Source organism: Clostridium sp. YIM B02555 (assembly GCF_022320955.1).
Taxonomy (GTDB): Bacteria; Bacillota; Clostridia; order Clostridiales; family Clostridiaceae; genus Clostridium; species Clostridium saccharoperbutylacetonicum.
Window position 1 is genome coordinate 133551 of sequence record NZ_JAKJJY010000014.1, and the last position, 21848, is coordinate 155398.

Sequence of the window (21848 nt, forward strand, 5' to 3'; positions counted from 1 at the left end):
TTATTTTTATTGTTTGGAGCTCACAATCGGGATTGAACCGACGACCTCCACCTTACCAAGGTGACGCTCTACCGACTGAGCTATGTGAGCGTTCAAAATTGCTATATTCTGTGATATACCAATTATAAAGTTTACTATTTTTCTTTATATTTGTCAATATAAATTCTCACTTTAAATCCAAGCATTTTTCTAATTTTCTCTTTACTCTTTGCAACGCATTATCAATAGATTTTGAATGTCTTTCTAAGTTACTTGCAATTTCTTGATATGATTTACCATCTAAATACGATGTAAGAACTTCTAACTCCAAATCAGAAAGCACCTTTGATATTTTTTCTTCAATATAATCCATTTGTTCCTTACTTATCATTAATTCTTCAGGATCTGAAATTTTTAATCCTACTAATACGTCTAAAAGAGTTCTTTCAGATTCTTCTTCATATATTGGTTTATTTAATGACACATAAGTATTTAATGGAATATGTTTTTGTCTTGTAGCTGTTTTTATTGCAGTTATAATTTGTCTAACCACACATATTTCTGCAAAAGCCTTAAATGATGTTGACTTTTCTGGATTGAAGTCTCTAATAGCCTTATATAAACCTATCATTCCTTCTTGATAAATATCCTCTTTGTCTGCTCCAATTAAAAAATATGCTTTAGCCTTTGATTTTACAAAGTTCTCATATTTTGAAATCAAATATTCTTGAGCTCTATTGTCCCCATTTTTAGCTTTCACGACTATTTCTTCATCTAGCTTATCTTTAAAATCTAAAAAACCTTCCAATTGCGTATTCTCAACTCTCTTCTGCATTAAACTCACCAATCATTTAAACAATTATACCCCAGTTAATTTAAGTTAGTCAACTGAATTTACTTGCCTCTTCTAATTTGTTCTAATATTTCTGCTGTTCTTTCATCTATATTATCGCTTATACTATTTCTATGTTGATTTTTATTTTTGTCAGCTTTTATTTTTATAGATTTTTCTACCTTAAGCACCTCGTTGTAAAATTCTAGGGATGACATTCTAACTGCACCTCGCTGAAAAACAATTTGCTGTTCTAGATTATCCGATGTAACAACAACAATCTCATGCTTTCTTCCCAGAACGTTAACTTTTTTCTCAATATAATTATCTGCTGTTTCTCCATCCTTGGTAAAGACTACAGAAATATTTTTATTTACTTCTTCTTTTTTTTCAAGACTCCCTATGACCTTATGAGCATCAAAAACTAAAATTATCTTACAAGCCTTAAAAACTCCATAATTATGTAATTTATCAATTAGAATTTGTCTTGCAGCTTCAAAACTAAAATCTTTGGTTTGCTTTAAGTTTGGCCAACTGTTTATAACATTATACCCATCTACAAAAATAGTTTTCACGATATACCTCTTTCTATTTTAATCGTCCCTTTAAAACCTCATACATAATTATACCACCAGCTACAGATGCATTTAAAGAATTAATCTTACCTACCATCGGTATTTTTATTAATTTATCGCATTTTTGGACTGTTAACTTAGAAATTCCTCTTCCTTCATTTCCAATTATAACTGCACAAGGACCACTAAAATCTACTTGATAACTATATTCATCAGCTCGTATATCCGCACCATAAACCCAAATACCTTTTTCTTTCAATTCTTCTATTACTGTATTTATGTTAGTAACCTTAGCTATTTTGACATGTTCTATTGCACCTACTGATGACTTATAAACCGTTGTACTAACAGATGCACTTCTTCTTTTTGGAATAATAATCCCATGAACTCCGAATAATTCTGCTGTTCTTACTATTGAGCCTAAATTATGTGGATCTTCAATTTCATCTAATATTACAATAAATGGGCTTTCTCCCTTTTCTTTTGCAAATGCTAGAATATCTGATACTTCAGAATACCTGTATGGTGTTATTTTAGCTATCACTCCTTGATGAGCCTCTCCTTCACACATAGAATCAAGTTTTCTTTTATCAACTTCTTTAATTAAAATTCTCTTCTCTTTTGCTAAACTAACAATTGTTTTTATAGATCCCTCTAATTTACTATTTGATATGTATAAGGTTTCAATTGTTCTTTCACCTTTTAAAGTTTCTATAACAGCATTTCTTCCAATAACTATATCTTCTCTTTCTTGAATTTCATTCCTTGCTTCTTTTCTATCCTTGTTCTTTATTTTAGTAAAATCATTATTCTTCAATTCAGATTTACCTTTATTTTTTTCAAATTTATCAAACTTGCCTTTTGCATTCATTTCCTTAGTTTTTCCTTCCATATGCACCCATCCTTTTTTCTAAAATATAGAAATCATTTTATTATGTTAATACATTGATTAAATATCTCTTTCAATCGTTCTCTATTTCCTATTAAGTATAAATATCCTACTAATGCCTCAAATCCTGTAGCCATTCTATAGTCTCTTACATCTGCATTCTTAGGAACTGTTTGTGACTTTGCATTTCTTCCTCTTTTATAAATCCCTTCTTCTTCTTCATCTAAATCTTTTTCAATTTCATGCATTATATCTGCTTGACTTTTAGCCTTAACATATTTTATTGCATTAATATGAATTTTATTAGCTGATAATGCTGAATTCTTTGTCAAAATATAATTCCTAATAAATATTTCATATACGCCATCCCCTATTAATGCTAATTGAAGTGGATTTAATAGTCTTGCCTCCTCTTTTGAAAATTCCTTCATTCTTAAATCATCTAACATTTTAATTCTCCTTTTAAATAAGGGCTGCAAAATTGCAACCCTTTCTTTAATTAATCAATCTTTTTCCATCTAACACCTTGTGGTGTATCCTCTAAAATTATATTTCTGCTCTTTAAATCATCCCTTATTTTATCTGCCAAAGCAAAGTCTCTGTCTTTTCTTGCTTGTTGCCTTCTATCAATAAGTTCTTGAATTTCAGCTTCTAAATCCTTTTTCATATATGTCTGAAGAATCCCTAATGGCTTCCCAAGTTCTCTTACTAATTTATCTGCCTCTTCACATAATTCAGCTGAAGAATTTATATTTACATTGTTATTTATATCTTTAGCTAAATCAAATAATACTGAAATTGCATCTGCTGTATTAAAATCATCATCCATTTTCTCTATAAACTTTTCTCTATATTTTGATAGTGATTTTAAATAATCATCTTCCCCATTATCCATAGTCTTTTTACTAACTTCATCCTTTAAATTCTCAAGATTATTTATACAGTTATATAACCTTTCTATTGATGCTTTAGCAGAATCTAAAAGTTCTTTTGTAAAGTTTATTTGAATTCTATAATGTCCTGATAACATTAAAAATCTTATTGCATCCGCATCATATTCTTGAAGAATCTCTCTTGCTGTAAAAAAATTATTTAGTGATTTTGACATTTTTTTATTATCAACATTAACAAATGCAGCATGTAACCAATAATTTGCAAATTTCTTTCCTGTTACAGCTTCACTTTGTGCTATTTCATTTTCATGATGTGGGAATTTCAAATCCATACCACCTGCATGAATGTCAATAGTGTCCCCCAATAGTTTCTTTGCCATACAAGAACATTCTATATGCCATCCCGGTCTTCCTAATCCCCATGGACTTTCCCATGCAGGTTCACCTGGTTTTTGTGCTTTCCATATAGCAAAATCCATTGGGTCTTTTTTTCGTTCATCAACAGAAATCCTTGCTCCAGCTTGTAGATCTTCCAAATTTTGACCAGCCAATTGTCCATAGTTACTGAATTTTTTTGTGCTATAATATACATCTCCATCTACTTCATACGCAAAATCTGCTGCAATTAGTTCTTCAACAAATTTTATTATGTCTTTGATGTACTCCGTTGCTCTAGGATTAACACTAGCTCTTTCAATATTTAAAGCATCTGCATCTTGGTAGTACTCATTTATATATTTATCCCCTAGTTCTTTTACTGTAATTCCTTCATCATTTGCCTTATTAATCATCTTATCATCTATGTCAGTAAAATTCTGAATAAACTCAACCTTGTATCCTCTGTATTCCAAGTATCTTCTAATTGTATCAAATACTATAAATGTCCTCCCATTACCAATATGAAAGAAATTATATACAGTAGGCCCACACACGTACATCTTAACTTCACCTGGGATAATCGGTATAAACTCTTCTTTTTGCTTAGTTAAAGTATTATAGACCTTCATTAACTCTCCTCCTAAAAATTTATTTTAACTTTATATTATTTTTATCAAACTCAGTTTTTATTATATTACAAACATCTTTTATTTTCATCACTTCCATTTCACCATTTCTAAGTTTAAATTCTATTTCTCCATCGCCAATTTTCTTACCAACAGTTACTCTCATCGGTATTCCCATTAACTCTGAATCCTTAAATTTCACTCCCGCTCTTTCATTTCTATCATCTAAAAGTACTTCTATACCCATATTTACTAGATCTTCATAAATATTCTTAGCTACTTCAACTTGCTCTTCCTCCTTAATATTTACAGGAATAACTGAAACATGATATGGAGCAACGGATAATGGCCAAATTATACCATTCTCATCATGATGTTGTTCAATGATTGACGCCATTGTTCTAGTAACACCAATACCATAGCACCCCATAATAAATGGTTTTTCTTTCCCATCCTCATCTATGAAATTAGCATTCATAGCTTCTGAATATTTTGTTCCAAGCTTAAATATATGCCCAACTTCAGTTCCTCTTGCAATAGTAACTATTCCACCACAAACAGGACATTTTTGGCCTTCAACAACTTTTCTAAAGTCACCAACTATTCCTTCAAAATCCCTTCCATAATTTACATTTTTCAAGTGATATCCTGTTTCATTAGCTCCAGAAATAAAATTGTACATATTTTTAACTTCTTCATCTACTAACACAATATCAGCTTTTATTCCGACAGGTCCAGCGAATCCAATATCACAACCAGCTGCATTTATATATTCTTCATGAGATGCCATCTCCATGTCTCCTGAAGCATCAACAGCATTAGCTACTTTAACTTCATTAACTTCTCGGTCTCCCCTTACAAATACAGCAATAATTTTTTCGTCAACTTTATATAATAAAGTTTTAACTGTTTTTATTGAAGATACATTTAAAAATGCTGATACTTCTTCTATTCCTCTACTATTAGGAGTAGCGATTTTTTCTATTTCCATCAATTCTTGCTTTTCCTCTTTTTCAGCAGGAGAAGATGCTTTTTCAATATTAGCTGCATAGTCACATTCAGTACAGAATACTACATCATCTTCTCCAACTTCTGATTTAACCATAAATTCTGCTGAGTTTGATCCGCCTATTGCTCCAGAATCTGCTGCAACACATTTAGCATCTAAACCGCATCTATTAAATATTTTAACATATGCGTCATGCATCTTGTCATAAACAAAATCTAATCCTTGTTGATCTTTATCGAAGCTATATGCATCCTTCATTACGAATTCCCTTGATCTCATAACACCAAATCTTGGTCTGCGTTCATCTCTATATTTAGTTTGAATTTGGTATAAATTTAGTGGTAATTGCTTATAAGACTTAATTTCATTTCTAGCAATATCTGTGAATACTTCTTCATGGGTTGGTCCTAAACAAAAATCTCTTTCCCCTCTATCTTTCAATCTGAACATTTCTGCTCCATAAGCATCCCATCTACCTGACTCCTGCCATAATTCTGCTGGAATCATGGCTGAAGCCAAAAATTCTTGTGCCCCTGTTGCATTCATTTCTTCCCTTACTATATCTTCTATTTTTTTTAATACTCTTAATCCAAGTGGCATATAATTATATACACCTGCTGCCATTTTTCTTATCATCCCTGCTCTCAGCATCAATTTATGACTATCAATCTCTGCTTCTGCTGGCACTTCCCTCAATGTAGATATTAACATATTAGACATTTTCATTTGAACATTTCCTCCTAAAAATTCACTTTATTAATCGCTTGTAAAACTATCATTTAATTTATAATTTCCCAAAATAAAAAAGTCCGCCTAATAAATATATTAGGGCGAACTTATCATCGCGGTACCACCTAAATTTGTTCTCTAATAATGATAACGGTATTAAACCGATAGTTTTTATCTATGCTCAAAAGCTGGTTCGAAGCTCTGCTTAAAAGTCTTTCAGCCTACGGACTTTTTCTCTTATAAAAAATGACTTCTACTATTCTTCATCATCGCTTTATAAACTTAATTTAATTTTAATTTATTATAACTTCTCAGATTTTGCCTGTCAATACACACTAATTATACCATTCTCGCAAAATGCTTTGCAAAAACTAAATCTTCTGGAGTTGTTATTTTTATATTGGTATAATCACCTTCATATATATATACTTTGTTTCCAAAATTCTCTACCACAGCAGTATCATCAGTAACTACTATTTTACTTTTTTTAACCTTTTTATGGCATTCATATATTAGATTAAAGTCAAAGGCTTGAGGAGTTTGAATTGCAACAAGACTATCTCTTTCTAAGGTATTTACTGAAAAATTCTTTTCATCTCTAATTTTAATTGTATCTTTAGGTTTAACACCTGGAGCTGCCGCTCCATAAATTTTAGTATATTTAATAGCATCATTTATGACTCTTTGTGAAACAAATGGTCGAGCGCCATCATGTATTAAAACTATATCCGATCCATTTAATTGATCTAAAGCATTATATACCGAATCTTGCCTCTCCTTACCACCAACAACAATTTTATGAATTATGAGCCCATATTTGTCCAAAACTTCATTCTTACAATACTCTTTTTCATCTTCAGGAACTACCAAAACAATTTTATCAATATATTTATTATCTATGAATTGTTTTAATGTATAATAAAGAATTGGCTTTCCTTCCAATTCAATATATTGCTTGCTTTTAGAGCATCCCATTCTCTTGCCTCTTCCACCTGCTAATACAATTGCGCTAACCATCCTGAAAAATCTCCTTAATTTTAATTCTCTTTAGGTTTTGCAAAAATCATTCTTCCTGCTGCCGTTTGAAGAACTGAAGTAACCATAACATCGGTTGTTTGTCCTATATATTTTCTTCCTCCCTCAACAACAATCATAGTTCCATCTTCTAAATACGCAACCCCTTGGCTTGACTCTTTACCATCCTTAACGATATCAATCCTCATTTCTTCCCCAGGAAGAACTACTGGTTTTATTGCATTTGATAATTCATTTATATTTAATACTGGAACACCTTGAAATTCAGCTACCTTATTTAAATTATAATCATTAGTTATAACTTTTCCATCCATCTTTTGCGCTAATTTTAATAATTTTGCATCTACTTCAGCAATCTTAGGGAAATCATCATCCACAATTTGAGTTTCAATTGATAATTCTTTTTGTATTTTATTTAGTATATCTAAGCCTCTTCTTCCCCTGTTTCTTTTCAATGAATCAGAAGAATCAGAAATATGTCTCAACTCATCTAACACAAAATTAGGTATCACCAATGGACCCTCAATAAATCCAGTTTCACAAATATCAAATATTCTCCCATCAATTATAACTGATGTATCTAATACTTTTGGTATTCCTTTTATAGAATCTTTACCTGTTTCCTTAGCTTTCTTTTCTTTAATTGCAGGTTTCTTAAAATTAAGAAGAAGTGCAGTTATATCATCTTTCTTTTTAATCATTATTTCTGCACCTATCACAGCTGCTAATACATTTAATAAAATCAATATAATAGGTCCTAATTTAGGCACACTGTTTATTGGTTCTGCAATAAAAGTCATAAGGATCAAAGCAATAACTGCTCCAAAAGTTCCATATAATATCTCTGTTATGCTCATTTTCTGCATACTCTTTTCAATATACTCAATTAAATTAGCAATTCCTTTATATATAGTAGGTGAAAAAATATAAAATATAAGTCCAAAAAGAAAAGATATAACAATTACGAATATAACCATCCCTACAGTACTTGAAAGATAGCTTAAACTCTCAATTTGTGGTATCGTTAATAATAGTTCCGATATAAAGTATCCTATTATAATTCCAATTATAAAAAAAATACCTCTTACTAATTTCTTTAACACATGTTTCACCTCCTTCTAATCATTTACACATTTGTGATATTTTAATCACTTTATATATATTATCTCAACAATATTAATTATAACATATATTATCCTATATCTAAAATGAATAAATTATTAAGTTTACGAAGTAATCTCCTATAAAAAGAGACTGACCTAAAGCATAGCTGTAATAAATTAAAATATATAGATTCATTTATTAACCAACTTTCATTTTAAGACAGTTCTATTCTAGACTATATTTCTTTTTTTAATAATACTTGTTCCTTTATTCGTTTCAATCCATCCTTGATTGCAGTAGCTCTAGCTTCTCCGATTCCCTCAACATTGTCTAGTTCATTAATATCAGCATCTATTATATTACTAAGTTCTTTAAATTCCTTAATTAAGTTATCTATAACATTAGATGGTATCCTTGGAACTTTGCTTAACACCCTGTATCCCTTTGGAGATATTAATGTATCCATCAGTGGAACTGCACTATACCCCAATGCTCGTGAAATTGCATCTAAATCTAACAATTCTGACGAATTTAGTTTTTGAATATGTTCATATACCTCATTATATTGTAATGCATCCTTACAATAATCTCTAATTAGTAATATTCCATCTCTCTCTATATGCTTCACTAACTCATTAAGTTGCATAGATATTAATCGTCCTTCATTTCCAAGTTCTAATATATACATATTAATTTCTTCAACTATTCTCATTACCATTTCAGTTCTTTGAACAGCTGTAACTACATCAAAAAGAGTTGTTAAGTCCTGAAATTCTAGTAAATTTAAATTATTTACAACTCTTTCAAGTACAGAAACATACTTTTCTAATGTTTGAAGTGCTTGATTAGCTTTACCTAAAATCACACTACTCTCTCTCAAAACGTACTTTATATCACCTTTGTACATAGTTATTATATTTCTCCTTTGAGAAATTGCAATAACTACATTATTAGTTTGTTTAGCTACCCTATGAGCTGTCCTATGCCTAGTACCAGTTTCATATGTTGGTATGGAAGAATCCGGAATTAATTGAGCATTGGCACATACAATTCTTTTTAAATCAGCAGAAATTACAATTGCACCATCCATTTTAGCTAACTCATATGCATATGAAGGAGTATATTCTGAATTGATATAAAAACCTCCATCAACTAATTTCATAATTTCTTCATCATCACCAATTACTAATAAACCACCTGTTTTTGCCCTTAATATATTTTCAAGTCCTTCCCTTAGTTGAGTGCCTGGGCACATTATTTTTAATACATTCTTTATTCCTATTCCCTTTTCTATTCTCATACACTCACCCATTTTCATAAAAAATTATTATCTCTCGTTAACAAAACTCTCATTCTAAAACTATTTTTCACTTAGAAATATTAATACTAAAATATAAATCTCTTAGACTATAATACTATAATAACTATAATCTCTCAATGATATTTGATGAAATTAAATTATAATAAATTATTTTGTAGAAAAATGTTTTTATCTTCTAAATACAAATTTTATTTTTTTAATATTATATTAACAATTGTACACATGTTTTATTACATCTATCAATGTTTTTAGCTCGAATATTTGTATTTTTTTAAAATTATTGGTTTTTGTAAATGAATCATAAGCCACATAAACCTTTTTGAATCCCATTCTCTCAATTTCTTTAATCCGACTTTCTAAGGATGGTACTTTTTTAAGTTCTCCAGTTAATCCTACATCAGCAATAAAAGCAATATTCGATTCTATCCCTTGTTGTTTCACTGATGAAACTATACTCATTATTACAGCTAAATTTATACCTTGCTCTCTTATCTTTATACCACCTGTAGTTTTTATGATAACATTTTTATCATATAAATTTATATTACCTCGCTGTTCTAAAATAGATATTAATGTATTTAACTTATCTTTACCTAATGTTTCACCTATTCTAGTTGGATATGGAGTAAAACTCTTAGATACTAAACTCTCTATCTCTGTTATAATACATCTTGTCCCTTCCTTGATGACAGTCAATGCACTCCCTGATACTACTTCACCTTCTTCACGTTTTGTCATGAAAAATTCTGATGGATTATCTATTGAAACAATTCCTTCCTCTCGCATTTGAAAGAATCCATTTTCAATTCCACCGAATCTATTCTTTGAACTTACAAGTACACGTAATTCTTCATCATTATCATCCTCTATAATAAGAACAGTATCCACTAAATGTTCTAATGCTCGTAACCCAGCTAATTCATCATTTTTTGTCATTTGTCCTACTATAATAACAGCTCTAGGCCTCTTCTCATTTTTTGCAACATGAAGCAACGCATTAGCACATTCCATTGTTTGAGTTGGAGATCCTGCTCTTGCTGGTAATGATGCTTCCATGGTGAATGTTTGGATACTATCTATAATTACCATATCAGGATCTATTTCTTCCACAGCATCTAGTACATTATCAAGATTATTTTCTTGTAATACCCATATATTTTCATGAATTTTATCAAGAATTCTATCTGCTCTATTTTTTATCTGACTATCACTTTCTTCTCCAGATGCATAAATTACTTTATATCCTTCTTTAGCAATGCAATTTGAAATTTGTAAAAGCAGTGTTGATTTTCCTGCTCCTGGTCTAGCTGTTATAATAGAAATTGAATCCTTAACAATTCCTCCACCCATTACACGATCAAATTCATTTATACCTGTAACTATCCTATTACTCTTACTAGATACTACCTCATAAAGCTTCTTTATACTTTTTTTAGATGTTTGGCGTGTTCTAGAATCTGTATTTTTAAGTTCAACTGTAATTTCCTCCAGTGTATTCCAACTGCTACATGTTGGACATTTCCCCAACCACTTTATACTCTCAAAACCACAATTTGAACACCTATATAATGTTTTCTTTTTCATATAATGTCTCCTTTTTTATTCACTCCTATAAATATCTTTATGCTACCTAAATAAATTTCTTTTAATTAAAATGGACCATTTCAGTCTATGATAAATTTCATTCTTGAAACAGTCCATCAATTACAGATTAGCTTCTATTCATCTCCAAATCATTTTTAACAGATTTTCTAAAAACAAGTTTATTTTCTAATTGACTTACGCTAACTCTATCTCCAATTCGTATATTTCCTTGTAAAATTTCTTCACTTAGCTTATCTTCTACTTCTTTAATAATAAGTCTTCTTAAAGGTCTTGCTCCATAATCCAAATCAATTCCTTTATTTAACAAAAACTTCTTGCTATTATCCTCAAAATTTAGATAGATATCCCTACTTTCAAGTCTTTCCTTGATTGATGCAAGCATCAAATCAATAATTTGATTTAAATCATCATCACTTAGCTTATGGAATACTATAGTATCATCTATTCTATTCAAGAATTCAGGTCTAAATTTTTGTTTTAATTCCCCTAATATGTTTTCCTTCATTTTCTCATATTCAGTTTCTTCATTATTATTTGAATTACTACTGAACCCTATGCTTTTTTGTTTTTTAATTTGATGAGCTCCAACATTTGAGGTCATTATAATTATTGTATTCTTAAAATTAACAACCTTTCCTTTACCATCTGTGAGTCTTCCATCTTCCATAATTTGAAGCAATATATTAAATACTTCTGGATTAGCTTTTTCAATTTCATCCAAGAGAACTATTGAATATGGTTTTCTCCTAACAGCTTCTGTAAGTTGGCCACCTTCTTCATACCCTACATATCCTGGAGGAGAACCTATTAATCTTGCAACAGAATGGCTTTCCATATATTCTGACATATCTACTCTTATAATACTATTTTCATCACCAAACATAGCTTCTGCAAGTGCCTTAGATAGTTCAGTTTTTCCTACTCCTGTTGGTCCTAAAAATATGAAACTTCCAATTGGTCTATTTGGATCCTTTATGCCAACTCTTGCTCTTCTTACAGCTCTCGCTATAGATTTTACAGCTTCATTTTGACCTATAACTCTTTTGTGTAGTATGTTTTCTAAATTTAATAATCTTTCGCTTTCTGACTCTGTTAATTTCCTTATTGGTATTTTTGTCCAAGATGCTACTACGCTTGCTATTTTTTCTGCATCCACAACTAGTGTCTTAATTGAATTTTGTGTGTCCCAATTATTCTTCATATTGTTTAGCTGATCTTTTAACTCTCTCTCTTTATCTCTTAAACTAGCTGCTCTTTCAAAATCTTGTACCCTAATAGCATCTTCCTTTTCCTTGCCTATATTTTCAATTCTTTCCTCTAAATCTTTTAGGTCTGGTGGTGCTGTCAAACTTTGTATTCTTACTTTTGCAGCCCCTTCATCTATTAAATCAATAGCTTTATCTGGCATAAATCTATCTGTTATATATCTATCTGACAAGTTAACAGCTGCTTCTAGAGCCTCATCTGTAATTTCAACCCTATGGTGTGCTTCATATTTATCTCTTAAGCCTTTTAATATCTCTAAAGTTTCTTCTTTTGAAGGTTCCCCTACTACTATAGGTTGGAATCTTCTCTCTAATGCAGAATCCTTTTCAATATATTTTCTATACTCATCTATAGTAGTTGCTCCAATACATTGAATCTCTCCTCTAGCCAAAGCTGGCTTAAGTATATTTGATGCATCAATAGCGCCTTCGGCACCTCCAGCACCAATTATAGTATGAATCTCGTCAATAAAAATAATTATGTCTTTATCTTTGATAATTTCCTCCATTGTCTTTTTTAGTCTTTCCTCAAATTCTCCTCTATACTTTGCTCCTGCAATCATTGACGTTAAGTCCAAAGAAATAACTCTCTTACTTCTTAGTATTTCGGGAATATTTCCTTCAACAATTCTTTGAGCCAATCCTTCTACTACCGCTGTCTTACCAACTCCTGGTTCCCCAATTAAACATGGATTATTTTTAATCCTTCTACAAAGAATTTCTAATAACCTTTGAGTTTCATTATCTCTTCCTATAACAGGATCCAATCCTTGTTCTTTTGATAATGCTGTTAGATCTCTTCCATACTTATCAAGCATAGGAGTATCTGCCTTCTTATTTTCCATCGTATTTTTATCACTAACTTTATCTTCATAATTTCCTGATAAAAATGCAAGTAACTCCTCACTTATAATAGCAAAATTAAGATTTAAACTTTTTAGAATTGTATAAGCCATCCCCTCTTCTTGATTAAGTAACGCCAACAAAATGTGTTCTGGACTGACATATTTATGATTTAATTTTTTAGCTGCTGCAAAACTTTCATCAACCAATCTTTTTGTTCTTGGTGTTAGTAATATATTATCATCTGTTTTTTTAATATCACCATATCCTAAATATCTATGTATCATTGCTCTAATCTTTTCACTATCAATGCCATGTTTATTTAGTAATTTTGCAGAATATCCATCTTCTTTTAATATTCCGAGCAGCATATGTTCTGTCCCAACATATCCGTGCTTAAATTTTTCAGATTCATTTTCAGCTTCTAAAATTACAGCTTGAGCCCTTTCTGTTAATTTATTATATTCCATATAACTTACCTCCTATCTTTCATCAGGCTAATACTTCTTTTATAAAATTTGCTCTTTCATGCTTACTTTCTTTTTCATCTAAAACTTTTCCAAAGTAATTTTGCAGTGCTGAATCACTTACATGTGTGAATAAGTTATCTAATTTATTTTTATTCATGTTTAAAAGCTCTAATTCTGCTCCCAATCTAACATTAGATAATAAATCTATAGTTTCTTTAAAGTCTAGAAGAATTGCATTCTTTAATATTCCATAAGCTCTAAATACTCTATCTTCTAGCTCATATCTGCATTTACTAAGTAGTATCTCTCTAAATTTATTTTCTTCTGTAATTACACTAAGAACGGCTTCTTTTAATTTTCGTATGATATTTTCTTCTGTCAATCCTAATGATACCTTATTTGCTATTCTATATAGATTTCCATGCACCTTATTTCCATCCAAATAAACACCCTTTATTATCATCCCACTTTCATTAAGATTTTTTGAGATATTTTTAATTTCCTCACTCATTGTAATTGCTGGTAAATGCAATATCACAGAAGCCTTCATTCCCGTACCAACATTCTCTGGTGAAGCTGTTAAATATCCTAAATTTTCATCAAACGCATATTCAAAATTCTTTTCTAACTTATCATCAATGATTGATGCTCTGCTAAAAGCTTCGTCTAAATTTAATCCTCCACTAATACATTGAATACCTATATGATCCTTCTCATTTATCATAATACTAACATCTTCATTTTTATTAACAATAAATGCACCCTTATCAAAATTTTTTAATAGTTCTTCACTAATTAAATTCCTATCTAAATATTGTTTACTGAAATCATTTTTTGTATTCCAAATTTCATGCATTGTAATTTCTTCATCTATAAATTCATTTTTAAGTGTGTTATATATTATTTTACTGTTCTCTCTCCCTTTAATGTAATTCAACTTATTCGGGAATGGTAAATCATTAATATTTCTAGCAAGTAATACTTTACTACTTAATACTATTCCTATTTGTCCATCTTCATAATTAATCATTCCATTCACCTTCCTTTACATTAAATTCATGTTTTAGTCCATTTTCTAATATATATAACTCCAACTTTTTGATTTCATCCCTTATGATAGCAGCTCTTTCGTATTCTTCCGTCAATATTAATTGCTGCATTTCCTCCTTTAATCCTTTAAGTCTTTGTCTTTGAACTAATTCTTTCCCCTTAATTTTAGGAATTTTTCCTATGTGCTTTATCCCTAATTGCAAACTCTTTATTCGTGGTTCAAGAACAACCTGAAAATCCTTGTAACAATTTGCGCATCCTAACTTTCCTGACTTTTTAAATTCATCATAAGTTAATCCACAATTTGAACAAACAGTTTCTTTTATTTTATTACTATCTACATCACTTTTATTCATATCTGCATTAGATAATATTTCTGTAATCATTCCTTGTAGTGGCAAATTGATATTTTTTAATATAGGATTAAAAAATGGAACATTTGCTATGTCTTTTGCACAATTCTCACATAACCACACTTCTTGTTTTTGTCCATTCATTATAGTAACTAAATTTATTTTCGCCTCATTTTTCCTACATTTTTCACACAACATATATATCCCCACCTTTAAGATAAAATTATCATAATCATTCCTTTTAAAATATCGGCTCTTATTTTATTTTTATTATCTGCTGAAGTTAAACTTCTATCATTTACTGCTATTTTCATTATCTCGCATTCTCTTTTTTCAATAATGCCAGATTCTAATAAGTGATTGACCAATGCATTTGCATTGTGATATGTTATTGTATCTCCTATACTTTGATTTATCAATTCTTCTCTTTTGTTTAAATCGTCATATTCCAATTGTTTTATCGCAATATGACCGCCTCCACCCCTCTTACTTTCTATTAAATATCCTCTTTCGTAAGTAAATCTAGTTGTTAGTACATAGTTTATTTGAGATGGTGCACATCTAAATTGATCTGCCAATTCATTTCTTTGTATAAAAACCACATTATTTGCATTTTCATTAAACATTTGTTTTATAAATTCTTCTATTATATCTGAAAGTCTTGCCATAAAATCACCTACTTAAACCTTAATAATATTTTTGTTTTTGACTTACTTTGACTTTGTGATAATTATTATACTATATTTATTTTATTTTTAAAAGTGTAAATACACATTATTGATTATTTCTATTTTTATGTGTTAATACTATACAATATACCAAAATTTGTAGGGGGTGGTTTTATGCAAATAACTTGGTATGGACATTCTTGCTTTCTAATAAAAACATCTATTGGAAAACGAATTTTAATCGATCCATTTGATAATAACCTTGGATATGAAAATGTTTTTCCAAAATGTGATTTAATCACATTTAGTCATAATCATTTTGATACTTCATATTTAAATACTACAAACAATACAACTAAATTAATTAATCAAACCGGAATCTTTGATATGAATTATATTAAAATAGAAGGGTTTAACTCATTTCATGATAAGTGTAATGGGCACAAAAGAGGTTCTAATATTATTTATATATTTAAAGAAGATAAATATACCCTCTGTCATTTAGGTCATTTGGGTCATATCCCATCTTCATCTATATTAGAAAATTTAAAAAATATTGATATTTTGCTTATCCCAATTGATGGTAACTTTACTCTAAATGGTTTTGAAGCAACAAAACTCTGCAAACTGATTTCACCTAAATATATAATTCCAATGAATTATAAAACCAATAAGACTTCTTTAAATTTAGATGATCCTAAAAATTTTATTTTATCTCAAAAATATGTGAAAAAAATTAATTCCAATATTTTAGACACTTCAAATTTAAATCCTAATTACGAACCAGAATGTATTTTATTAAAATGCCCATAAAAGCAATTTTAAAACTTTATATAAATTATAAAAATAAAAAAGATCGTCTAAAAAGACGATCTTTTTTTATTACTCTTGGTTTGGAGCTCCTACTGGGCAAACATTAGCACAGTTTCCACAATCAATACAAGTATCTGCATCGATAACGAATTGAGTATCCCCTTGAGTTATAGCACTAACTGGACATTCTCCAGCACATGCTCCACAACTAACGCATGAATCATTAATAACAAATGCCATCTAGAACACCTCCTAATAAATTGTGGCGATTAACCTCTTACATTTTATCATGTATTCTAATCTTTTTAAAGCATTTTATATCAGATACAAATTTATTTTTTCTCATATATAATAATATTTAAATTATATAATAATATATCCCAAGTCTTCTATTGAATTTATAACTTTTTCAAATGCCAAAAAACTATCATTATATATTACTGTTACTTCTTTCTTTGATAATGATATTTCTGTAGCTATCACACCTGAATTATTAACAATTATTTCTTGAATTACCTTAGCATCTTTATTTGATTCCATATTACAAATCTTAATAACAGATTTCATAGAAATTCCTCCTACTTTTCATTAATAAGATTTTTTAATAGTGTTTTATCTTCTTCTGATTCAACTACTAGTTTTATATTATTTTCATCAATTGTATCTTCATATTTTCCTGAAATAAGTTCTACATCTGTTATCTTAATTTCTTCAACTACTTCTTCGTCACCTTTTTTAATTTTAACTTTTACTATTTCTTTAACTATCGAATTGCCTATAACTTCGCCATTCCCAAATTCAGTTTTAACTATAGATCCCACCTTAGGCAATTTCTTTCTTATATTTTCATATGTAGTTTGCTCATAATTTAAGCAGCACATTAACCTTCCACATATCCCTGATATCTTAGTAGGATTTAAAGAAAGGTTCTGTTCTTTTGCCATTTTAATAGAAACAGATGCAAAATCCCCTAAAAATGTTGAGCAGCACATTGATCTTCCGCATGGTCCAAGTCCACCAATCATTTTAGCCTCATCTCTTACACCAATTTGCCTTAATTCTATTCTAGTTTTGAATATTGTAGCTAAATCTTTAACCAATTCTCTAAAATCAACTCTACCATCAGCCGTAAAATAAAATATAACCTTATGATTATCAAATGTATATTCAACATCAATTAATTTCATATCTAACTGATGTTCTTGAATTTTTCCTAAACATATTTCCAACGCTTCTTTTTCTTTATCTTTATTTTCTCTATGTTTTTTTATATCATTTTCATCCGCAATTCTTATAACATTCTTTAATGGTGATACTATATCTTCTTCGTTTATATCTTTAATTCCTATAACACATTCGCCAAATTCTATTCCTCTAGCTGTTTCTACTATCACATAGTCACCTTTATTAATCTTGAGTTCTGATGGACTAAAATAATAGATTTTTCCTGCCTTTTTAAACCTTACTCCTATAACTTTTATCATCAATTATACCTCCGCAAATCCCATAAGCAAAACACTTATGGTCATTGAATAGTTTGTGTTACTATTAAAATTTATTCTAGCTTCTGTTATGTATTCTAACATATTATTTAACTTTTTATAAGATATTCTCCTCGATATATCCTTTATTTTATCTACTTTATCAAAATTAACAATAAGTTCATCATTATTTAGTTCTTTAAAAAGCATAATATCTCTCAAATATGACAGAAGTATATTTAATAATTCAAACTTATCATCCTTAGCATTCTTTAATAATTCTCCATATTTTAATGTATATCCTTGATCTCTACTCAAAATATCTTCAAATATCTCAATGCATATTTCTCTTAGCTTTTTTAATTTTTCATCGTTTATAAGCTTATCTACATTCCCAGGTATTCCTGCACTATAAGCTAATGCAGACTTTTTAATATCAGAATCTAAGTTAGCATAATTATCCTCAATATAGTTTGATATTTCTGTTTTTTTCAATGGCGTTAACTTATATATTTGACAACGAGATTTTATAGTGTCTAATATTATTTCTAAAGAATCACTTAATAATATTAAGTACACGCCACTAGGTGGCTCTTCAATAGTCTTAAGTAAAGCATTTTGAGCTTGAATTGTTAATTTATCACACTTATATAATATTAGTACTTTTTTATCTCCTTCATATGGTTTTTTATTGACCTCAAGTATTATATTTCTTACATCATCAACTCCAAAAGAACTTGAAGAAGGATAGTACCTTACAATATCAACACTCTCTGCATTATTCTTCTCTTCTATAATAGCATTAGAAAGATATTTTGCTATTATACTCTTTCCAATTCCATCATCTCCAACTATCAAATTTGCATGAGAAAACGAATCATTCAATTGCCTACTATTTATATTGTTTATAATATTTTTATGACCTATTATTTTTCTCAATGCACTCTCTCCTTGGAATTATATTTTAACAAATTGATCTACATCAATTACAAATATAGTTGCACCACCTACATCAACTTGTATAGGATATTGCTGTGTATACCCACCTTCATTCCCTCCAAATGCACTTGATGTAACTATTGTTTCTTTTCTTTTTTTACATATATTCTTAATAATATCAATAACAGCTTGAACTTTTTCTTCTTCTATTCCCACCATTAAAGTAGTATTCCCTGATTTTAAAAATCCTCCTGTTGTTGCTAATTTTGTAACTCTATAATCTTCTTCTGTTAATGCTTCTGTAACATCTATTGAATCTTCATCTTGAACAATTGCAATTACTAACTTCATTATAATTCCCCACCCTCAAATAATAATTTATTATTTTTATTATTATTTTACCACAAATATGACCATTTTTATTATTTAGTTAATCAATGACTTTATTTTTGAATCTAATATAGATTTTATTTGCTTAATAACATTTTCTTTTGATTGCTCTGCATCAATTTTTATGATTCTATCCTTATTTCTTTCATAAACAATATTATACCCATCTCTAACCTTCTGATGAAAATCTAATTCTTCTAAATCCAATCTATTAATTTCTCTAGAATTATTATTGCTTATTCTTTCCAATCCAATTTTAGGATCAAGATCAAATAATATAGATATATCAGGCATATATTCTCCAATAGCGAATTTATTTATGCTCATGACTTCTTCAATTCCTAAGTTTCTTGCATAACCTTGATACGCTAATGAAGAATCTATGAATCTATCACAAAGTACTATTACTCCTTTTTCTAAGGCAGGTATTACTTTTTCTACAAGATGCTGTCTTCTTGCAGCGGCATATAGTAATGCTTCTGTTCGAGCTTCCATCATCACATTTTCTTTGTTTAATATAACTTGTCTTATTTGTTCAGATATTTTAATGCCACCAGGTTCTCTTGTTTGTATGCACTTTATTCCTTCCTCAATAAGCCATTTATATACTTCTTCTATTGCTGTTGTTTTTCCAGAGCCTTCTCCCCCTTCAAAAACTATAAATAAACCTTTTTTCATAACAAATACCTCATTCTCAAGAATATTGATCTGAGAATAGTTTGATTTAAACTTGTTGATTAAACAAAATTATTTTAATTTGATCTTTATAAGTATCATAATTCAAATTTTTCGGCGTTATATTCACAATTTTATCCTCACAAGCCTTACAAATCTTTTCTCCATTTAATATTATACCATCACTAGTGCTTTCTCCACACATAAAACATAAGTTATTTAAAATTTTCATAACTCTATCCTCCTAATTTCATTGATATTATAAAATTATTAACAAATTAAACGCCTTTAATACAAACATACCTACAAAAAATATCTAAACAAATATTTTTTTACTTTTTGGTAATACTAATAATTAATAAAAATAATATTTCACTCTATCAATAAAATAATATTATGAAAGGAGATTTTACTACAAACATAATATTACATATAGTCTATTAGTTTTATTTTGTTTGTGTTAAGTAAAAAAATTTAAGTTTATGAAACAAAAGATTATTCCTTTTCTATCTACATGCAATGAAGATATTAGAAACTTGTGCAGCTACTTATATAAGCACCCAGAAAGTAGTTACAATGAAGTAAAAGCTTCTAACTATATTTGCGATTTGTTAGATAAATATAATTTTCAAATAGAAAAAAATTTCTTAAATATAAAAAATGCTTTTATTGCAAAAAAAGGAAAAGGACATCCCAAAATATGTTACCTCTGCGAATATGATTCAATAGAAAATGAAGGTCATATTACTGGACATAATATGGTTACAGCGATGTCTGTTGCAGCTACTTTAGCTTTAGGAAATATCATTAATGATATTGGAGGTTCTGTAATTTTAATTGGATGTCCTGGCGAATACCTTGGTGGAACTAAAGGAATTATGGTTAAACAAGGTGCATTTGATGATATAGATGTTGTAATGTTAGTACATCCTGATACTTCTACCTGTGAAAGTGGCTCTTCATCGGCCATTATTCCATTAGGATTGAAATTTCTGAGTAAAAATAAATTGACATTTCTAAATAAAGATTCATATACATCTTTAGATGCTGCTCTTTTAACTATTAATATTTTAAACTCTATAAAAAAAGAATTTCCTGATAATTTAGATATAAATACAGTCATCTCAAACAATGGATATACAACTTTACTATTGCCATGGGAAACTGAAATTAAATTATGTATTAGAGCATCTAATACAGCAACAGCCAACTATGCACATAATAAGATAATAGAAATAGCCAGAATAGTAACTAAACTTATGAATATTCCTAACAAATTCTTCTTATACGAGTATCCTAATAAAGAACTCGTAACAAATCGCACATTAAACCGATTATTTAGTCATAACTTAAAAGAAAGTGGAATAATAAACATAAACCCACCACGAGATATTTATGCTGGACTGAGCATTGGTGATGTAAGCCATAAAGTTCCTTGCATACATCCATATATCTCCATAATAAATGATACGACCATTAAATATGGCAGTATTGAATTTGCTAAAGCTACTATTTCTACTTTTGCTTTAAAACAATGTGATATTGTTGCCACTGCTCTTGTACTAACTGCTGTTGATTTAATAGAAAATGAATCATTACTCAAAGAAGTTAAAATTGAATTTTTCAATACAGTACATACTATATAATTTATTTTGCAGAAAGCCATATGAATTTTACTTTCATATGGCTTTAACTATGAGTTCTATTTATTATTTCACAAACAAAATAGCTTATATACTACTCTTTCAAGTTAGTATATAAGCTATTTTTACAATTTGGAGGCGCCACCCAGATTTGAACTGGGGAATAAAGGTTTTGCAGACCTCTGCCTTACCACTTGGCTATAGCGCCATTATGGTGGCTCGAACTGGAATCGAACCAGTGACACGAGGATTTTCAGTCCTCTGCTCTACCGACTGAGCTATC

Annotated in this window: 23 protein-coding genes, 3 tRNA genes and 1 other annotated feature; of the genes, 2 read left to right on the forward strand and 24 right to left on the reverse strand. The window is 29.4% G+C overall.

Annotation, left to right across the window (positions count from 1 at the left end; genetic code table 11):
• Nucleotides 1-14: 14 nt before the first annotated feature.
• The 15 genes from L3B98_RS18435 to L3B98_RS18505 form a co-directional block, all read right to left on the reverse strand.
• Nucleotides 15-90, reverse strand: a tRNA-Thr gene (locus tag L3B98_RS18435).
• A 76-nt stretch (nt 91-166) separates the two neighbouring features.
• Nucleotides 167-814: an RNA polymerase sporulation sigma factor SigH gene (gene sigH / locus L3B98_RS18440; RefSeq protein WP_017810875.1), complete on the reverse strand. Its 648-nt coding sequence runs from the start codon at nt 812-814 to the stop codon at nt 167-169.
• 59 nt (nt 815-873) lie between these two features.
• Nucleotides 874-1386, reverse strand: coding sequence for an NYN domain-containing protein (locus L3B98_RS18445; protein WP_238917797.1), 513 nt, complete (start codon nt 1384-1386; stop codon nt 874-876).
• A gap of 13 nt (nt 1387-1399) precedes the next feature.
• Nucleotides 1400-2278 (reverse strand): 23S rRNA (guanosine(2251)-2'-O)-methyltransferase RlmB, encoded by an 879-nt coding sequence (gene rlmB / locus L3B98_RS18450; protein WP_238917798.1) that lies wholly within the window; start codon nt 2276-2278, stop codon nt 1400-1402.
• Nucleotides 2279-2310: 32 nt separating this feature from the next.
• On the reverse strand, nt 2311-2724 hold the full coding sequence (locus tag L3B98_RS18455; RefSeq protein ID WP_077359790.1) for a ribonuclease III domain-containing protein: 414 nt from the start codon (nt 2722-2724) through the stop codon (nt 2311-2313).
• A gap of 50 nt (nt 2725-2774) precedes the next feature.
• Complete coding sequence (gene cysS, locus L3B98_RS18460) at nt 2775-4175, reverse strand: cysteine--tRNA ligase (RefSeq protein WP_077359788.1); 1401 nt, start codon at nt 4173-4175, stop codon at nt 2775-2777.
• 19 nt (nt 4176-4194) lie between these two features.
• A complete protein-coding gene (locus L3B98_RS18465; RefSeq protein ID WP_238917799.1) occupies nt 4195-5907 on the reverse strand; it encodes a proline--tRNA ligase in 1713 nt (570 codons plus the stop codon).
• Nucleotides 5908-6004: 97 nt separating this feature from the next.
• Nucleotides 6005-6189: a binding site (T-box leader), on the reverse strand.
• Between the two features lie 60 nt (nt 6190-6249).
• A complete protein-coding gene (gene ispD / locus L3B98_RS18470; protein WP_238917800.1) occupies nt 6250-6927 on the reverse strand; it encodes a 2-C-methyl-D-erythritol 4-phosphate cytidylyltransferase in 678 nt (225 codons plus the stop codon).
• A 20-nt stretch (nt 6928-6947) separates the two neighbouring features.
• Nucleotides 6948-8048 (reverse strand): PIN/TRAM domain-containing protein, encoded by a 1101-nt coding sequence (locus tag L3B98_RS18475; protein ID WP_238917801.1) that lies wholly within the window; start codon nt 8046-8048, stop codon nt 6948-6950.
• 236 nt (nt 8049-8284) lie between these two features.
• Nucleotides 8285-9349: a DNA integrity scanning diadenylate cyclase DisA gene (gene disA, locus L3B98_RS18480; protein WP_042314966.1), complete on the reverse strand. Its 1065-nt coding sequence runs from the start codon at nt 9347-9349 to the stop codon at nt 8285-8287.
• A 228-nt stretch (nt 9350-9577) separates the two neighbouring features.
• Nucleotides 9578-10954 carry a DNA repair protein RadA gene (gene radA / locus L3B98_RS18485; RefSeq protein WP_077359784.1) on the reverse strand — a complete coding sequence of 459 codons (1377 nt, stop codon included), beginning with the start codon at nt 10952-10954 and terminating at the stop codon, nt 9578-9580.
• Between the two features lie 127 nt (nt 10955-11081).
• Nucleotides 11082-13553, reverse strand: a complete 2472-nt coding sequence (locus L3B98_RS18490; RefSeq protein WP_015390315.1) for an ATP-dependent Clp protease ATP-binding subunit — start codon at nt 13551-13553, stop codon at nt 11082-11084.
• Between the two features lie 22 nt (nt 13554-13575).
• Nucleotides 13576-14583 (reverse strand): protein arginine kinase, encoded by a 1008-nt coding sequence (locus tag L3B98_RS18495; protein ID WP_238917802.1) that lies wholly within the window; start codon nt 14581-14583, stop codon nt 13576-13578.
• A complete protein-coding gene (locus tag L3B98_RS18500) occupies nt 14576-15154 on the reverse strand; it encodes a UvrB/UvrC motif-containing protein (RefSeq protein WP_077359782.1) in 579 nt (192 codons plus the stop codon). Before L3B98_RS18500 ends, L3B98_RS18495 begins: the two co-directional genes overlap by 8 nt.
• Nucleotides 15155-15168: 14 nt before the next feature.
• A complete protein-coding gene (locus L3B98_RS18505; protein WP_015390312.1) occupies nt 15169-15624 on the reverse strand; it encodes a CtsR family transcriptional regulator in 456 nt (151 codons plus the stop codon).
• A 174-nt stretch (nt 15625-15798) separates the two neighbouring features.
• On the opposite strand from L3B98_RS18505, the gene L3B98_RS18510 reads away from it, so the two are divergent.
• A complete protein-coding gene (locus L3B98_RS18510) occupies nt 15799-16437 on the forward strand; it encodes an MBL fold metallo-hydrolase (RefSeq protein ID WP_015390311.1) in 639 nt (212 codons plus the stop codon).
• A 69-nt stretch (nt 16438-16506) separates the two neighbouring features.
• Here L3B98_RS18510 and L3B98_RS18515 read toward each other — a convergent pair whose 3' ends face one another.
• The 7 genes from L3B98_RS18515 to L3B98_RS18545 all read right to left on the reverse strand — a co-directional run bounded on the left by L3B98_RS18515 (nt 16507) and on the right by L3B98_RS18545 (nt 20154).
• Nucleotides 16507-16677 (reverse strand): 4Fe-4S binding protein, encoded by a 171-nt coding sequence (locus tag L3B98_RS18515; protein WP_008426524.1) that lies wholly within the window; start codon nt 16675-16677, stop codon nt 16507-16509.
• Between the two features lie 123 nt (nt 16678-16800).
• Nucleotides 16801-17004, reverse strand: coding sequence for a heavy-metal-associated domain-containing protein (locus tag L3B98_RS18520; protein WP_015390310.1), 204 nt, complete (start codon nt 17002-17004; stop codon nt 16801-16803).
• 11 nt (nt 17005-17015) lie between these two features.
• Nucleotides 17016-17921 (reverse strand): stage 0 sporulation family protein, encoded by a 906-nt coding sequence (locus L3B98_RS18525; RefSeq protein ID WP_015390309.1) that lies wholly within the window; start codon nt 17919-17921, stop codon nt 17016-17018.
• 3 nt (nt 17922-17924) lie between these two features.
• The gene (locus L3B98_RS18530; protein ID WP_015390308.1) at nt 17925-18857 is read right to left on the reverse strand and encodes a DNA polymerase III subunit delta'; all 933 of its coding nucleotides are present in this window, start codon (nt 18855-18857) and stop codon (nt 17925-17927) included.
• Between the two features lie 18 nt (nt 18858-18875).
• The gene (locus L3B98_RS18535; protein WP_015390307.1) at nt 18876-19208 is read right to left on the reverse strand and encodes a cyclic-di-AMP receptor; all 333 of its coding nucleotides are present in this window, start codon (nt 19206-19208) and stop codon (nt 18876-18878) included.
• Nucleotides 19209-19283: 75 nt separating this feature from the next.
• On the reverse strand, nt 19284-19925 hold the full coding sequence (gene tmk, locus L3B98_RS18540) for a dTMP kinase (protein ID WP_015390306.1): 642 nt from the start codon (nt 19923-19925) through the stop codon (nt 19284-19286).
• 46 nt (nt 19926-19971) lie between these two features.
• The gene (locus tag L3B98_RS18545) at nt 19972-20154 is read right to left on the reverse strand and encodes a sigma factor G inhibitor Gin (protein WP_015390305.1); all 183 of its coding nucleotides are present in this window, start codon (nt 20152-20154) and stop codon (nt 19972-19974) included.
• A 250-nt stretch (nt 20155-20404) separates the two neighbouring features.
• Here L3B98_RS18545 and L3B98_RS18550 point away from each other — a divergent pair, with 250 nt between their 5' ends.
• The gene (locus L3B98_RS18550; protein ID WP_238917803.1) at nt 20405-21568 is read left to right on the forward strand and encodes a M20 family peptidase; all 1164 of its coding nucleotides are present in this window, start codon (nt 20405-20407) and stop codon (nt 21566-21568) included.
• Nucleotides 21569-21698: 130 nt separating this feature from the next.
• On the opposite strand, the gene L3B98_RS18555 is transcribed toward L3B98_RS18550, so the two are convergent.
• Nucleotides 21699-21773 (reverse strand) — tRNA-Cys (locus L3B98_RS18555).
• Nucleotides 21774-21777: 4 nt separating this feature from the next.
• Nucleotides 21778-21847, reverse strand: a tRNA-Phe gene (locus L3B98_RS18560).
• Nucleotide 21848: the final 1 nt, after the last annotated feature.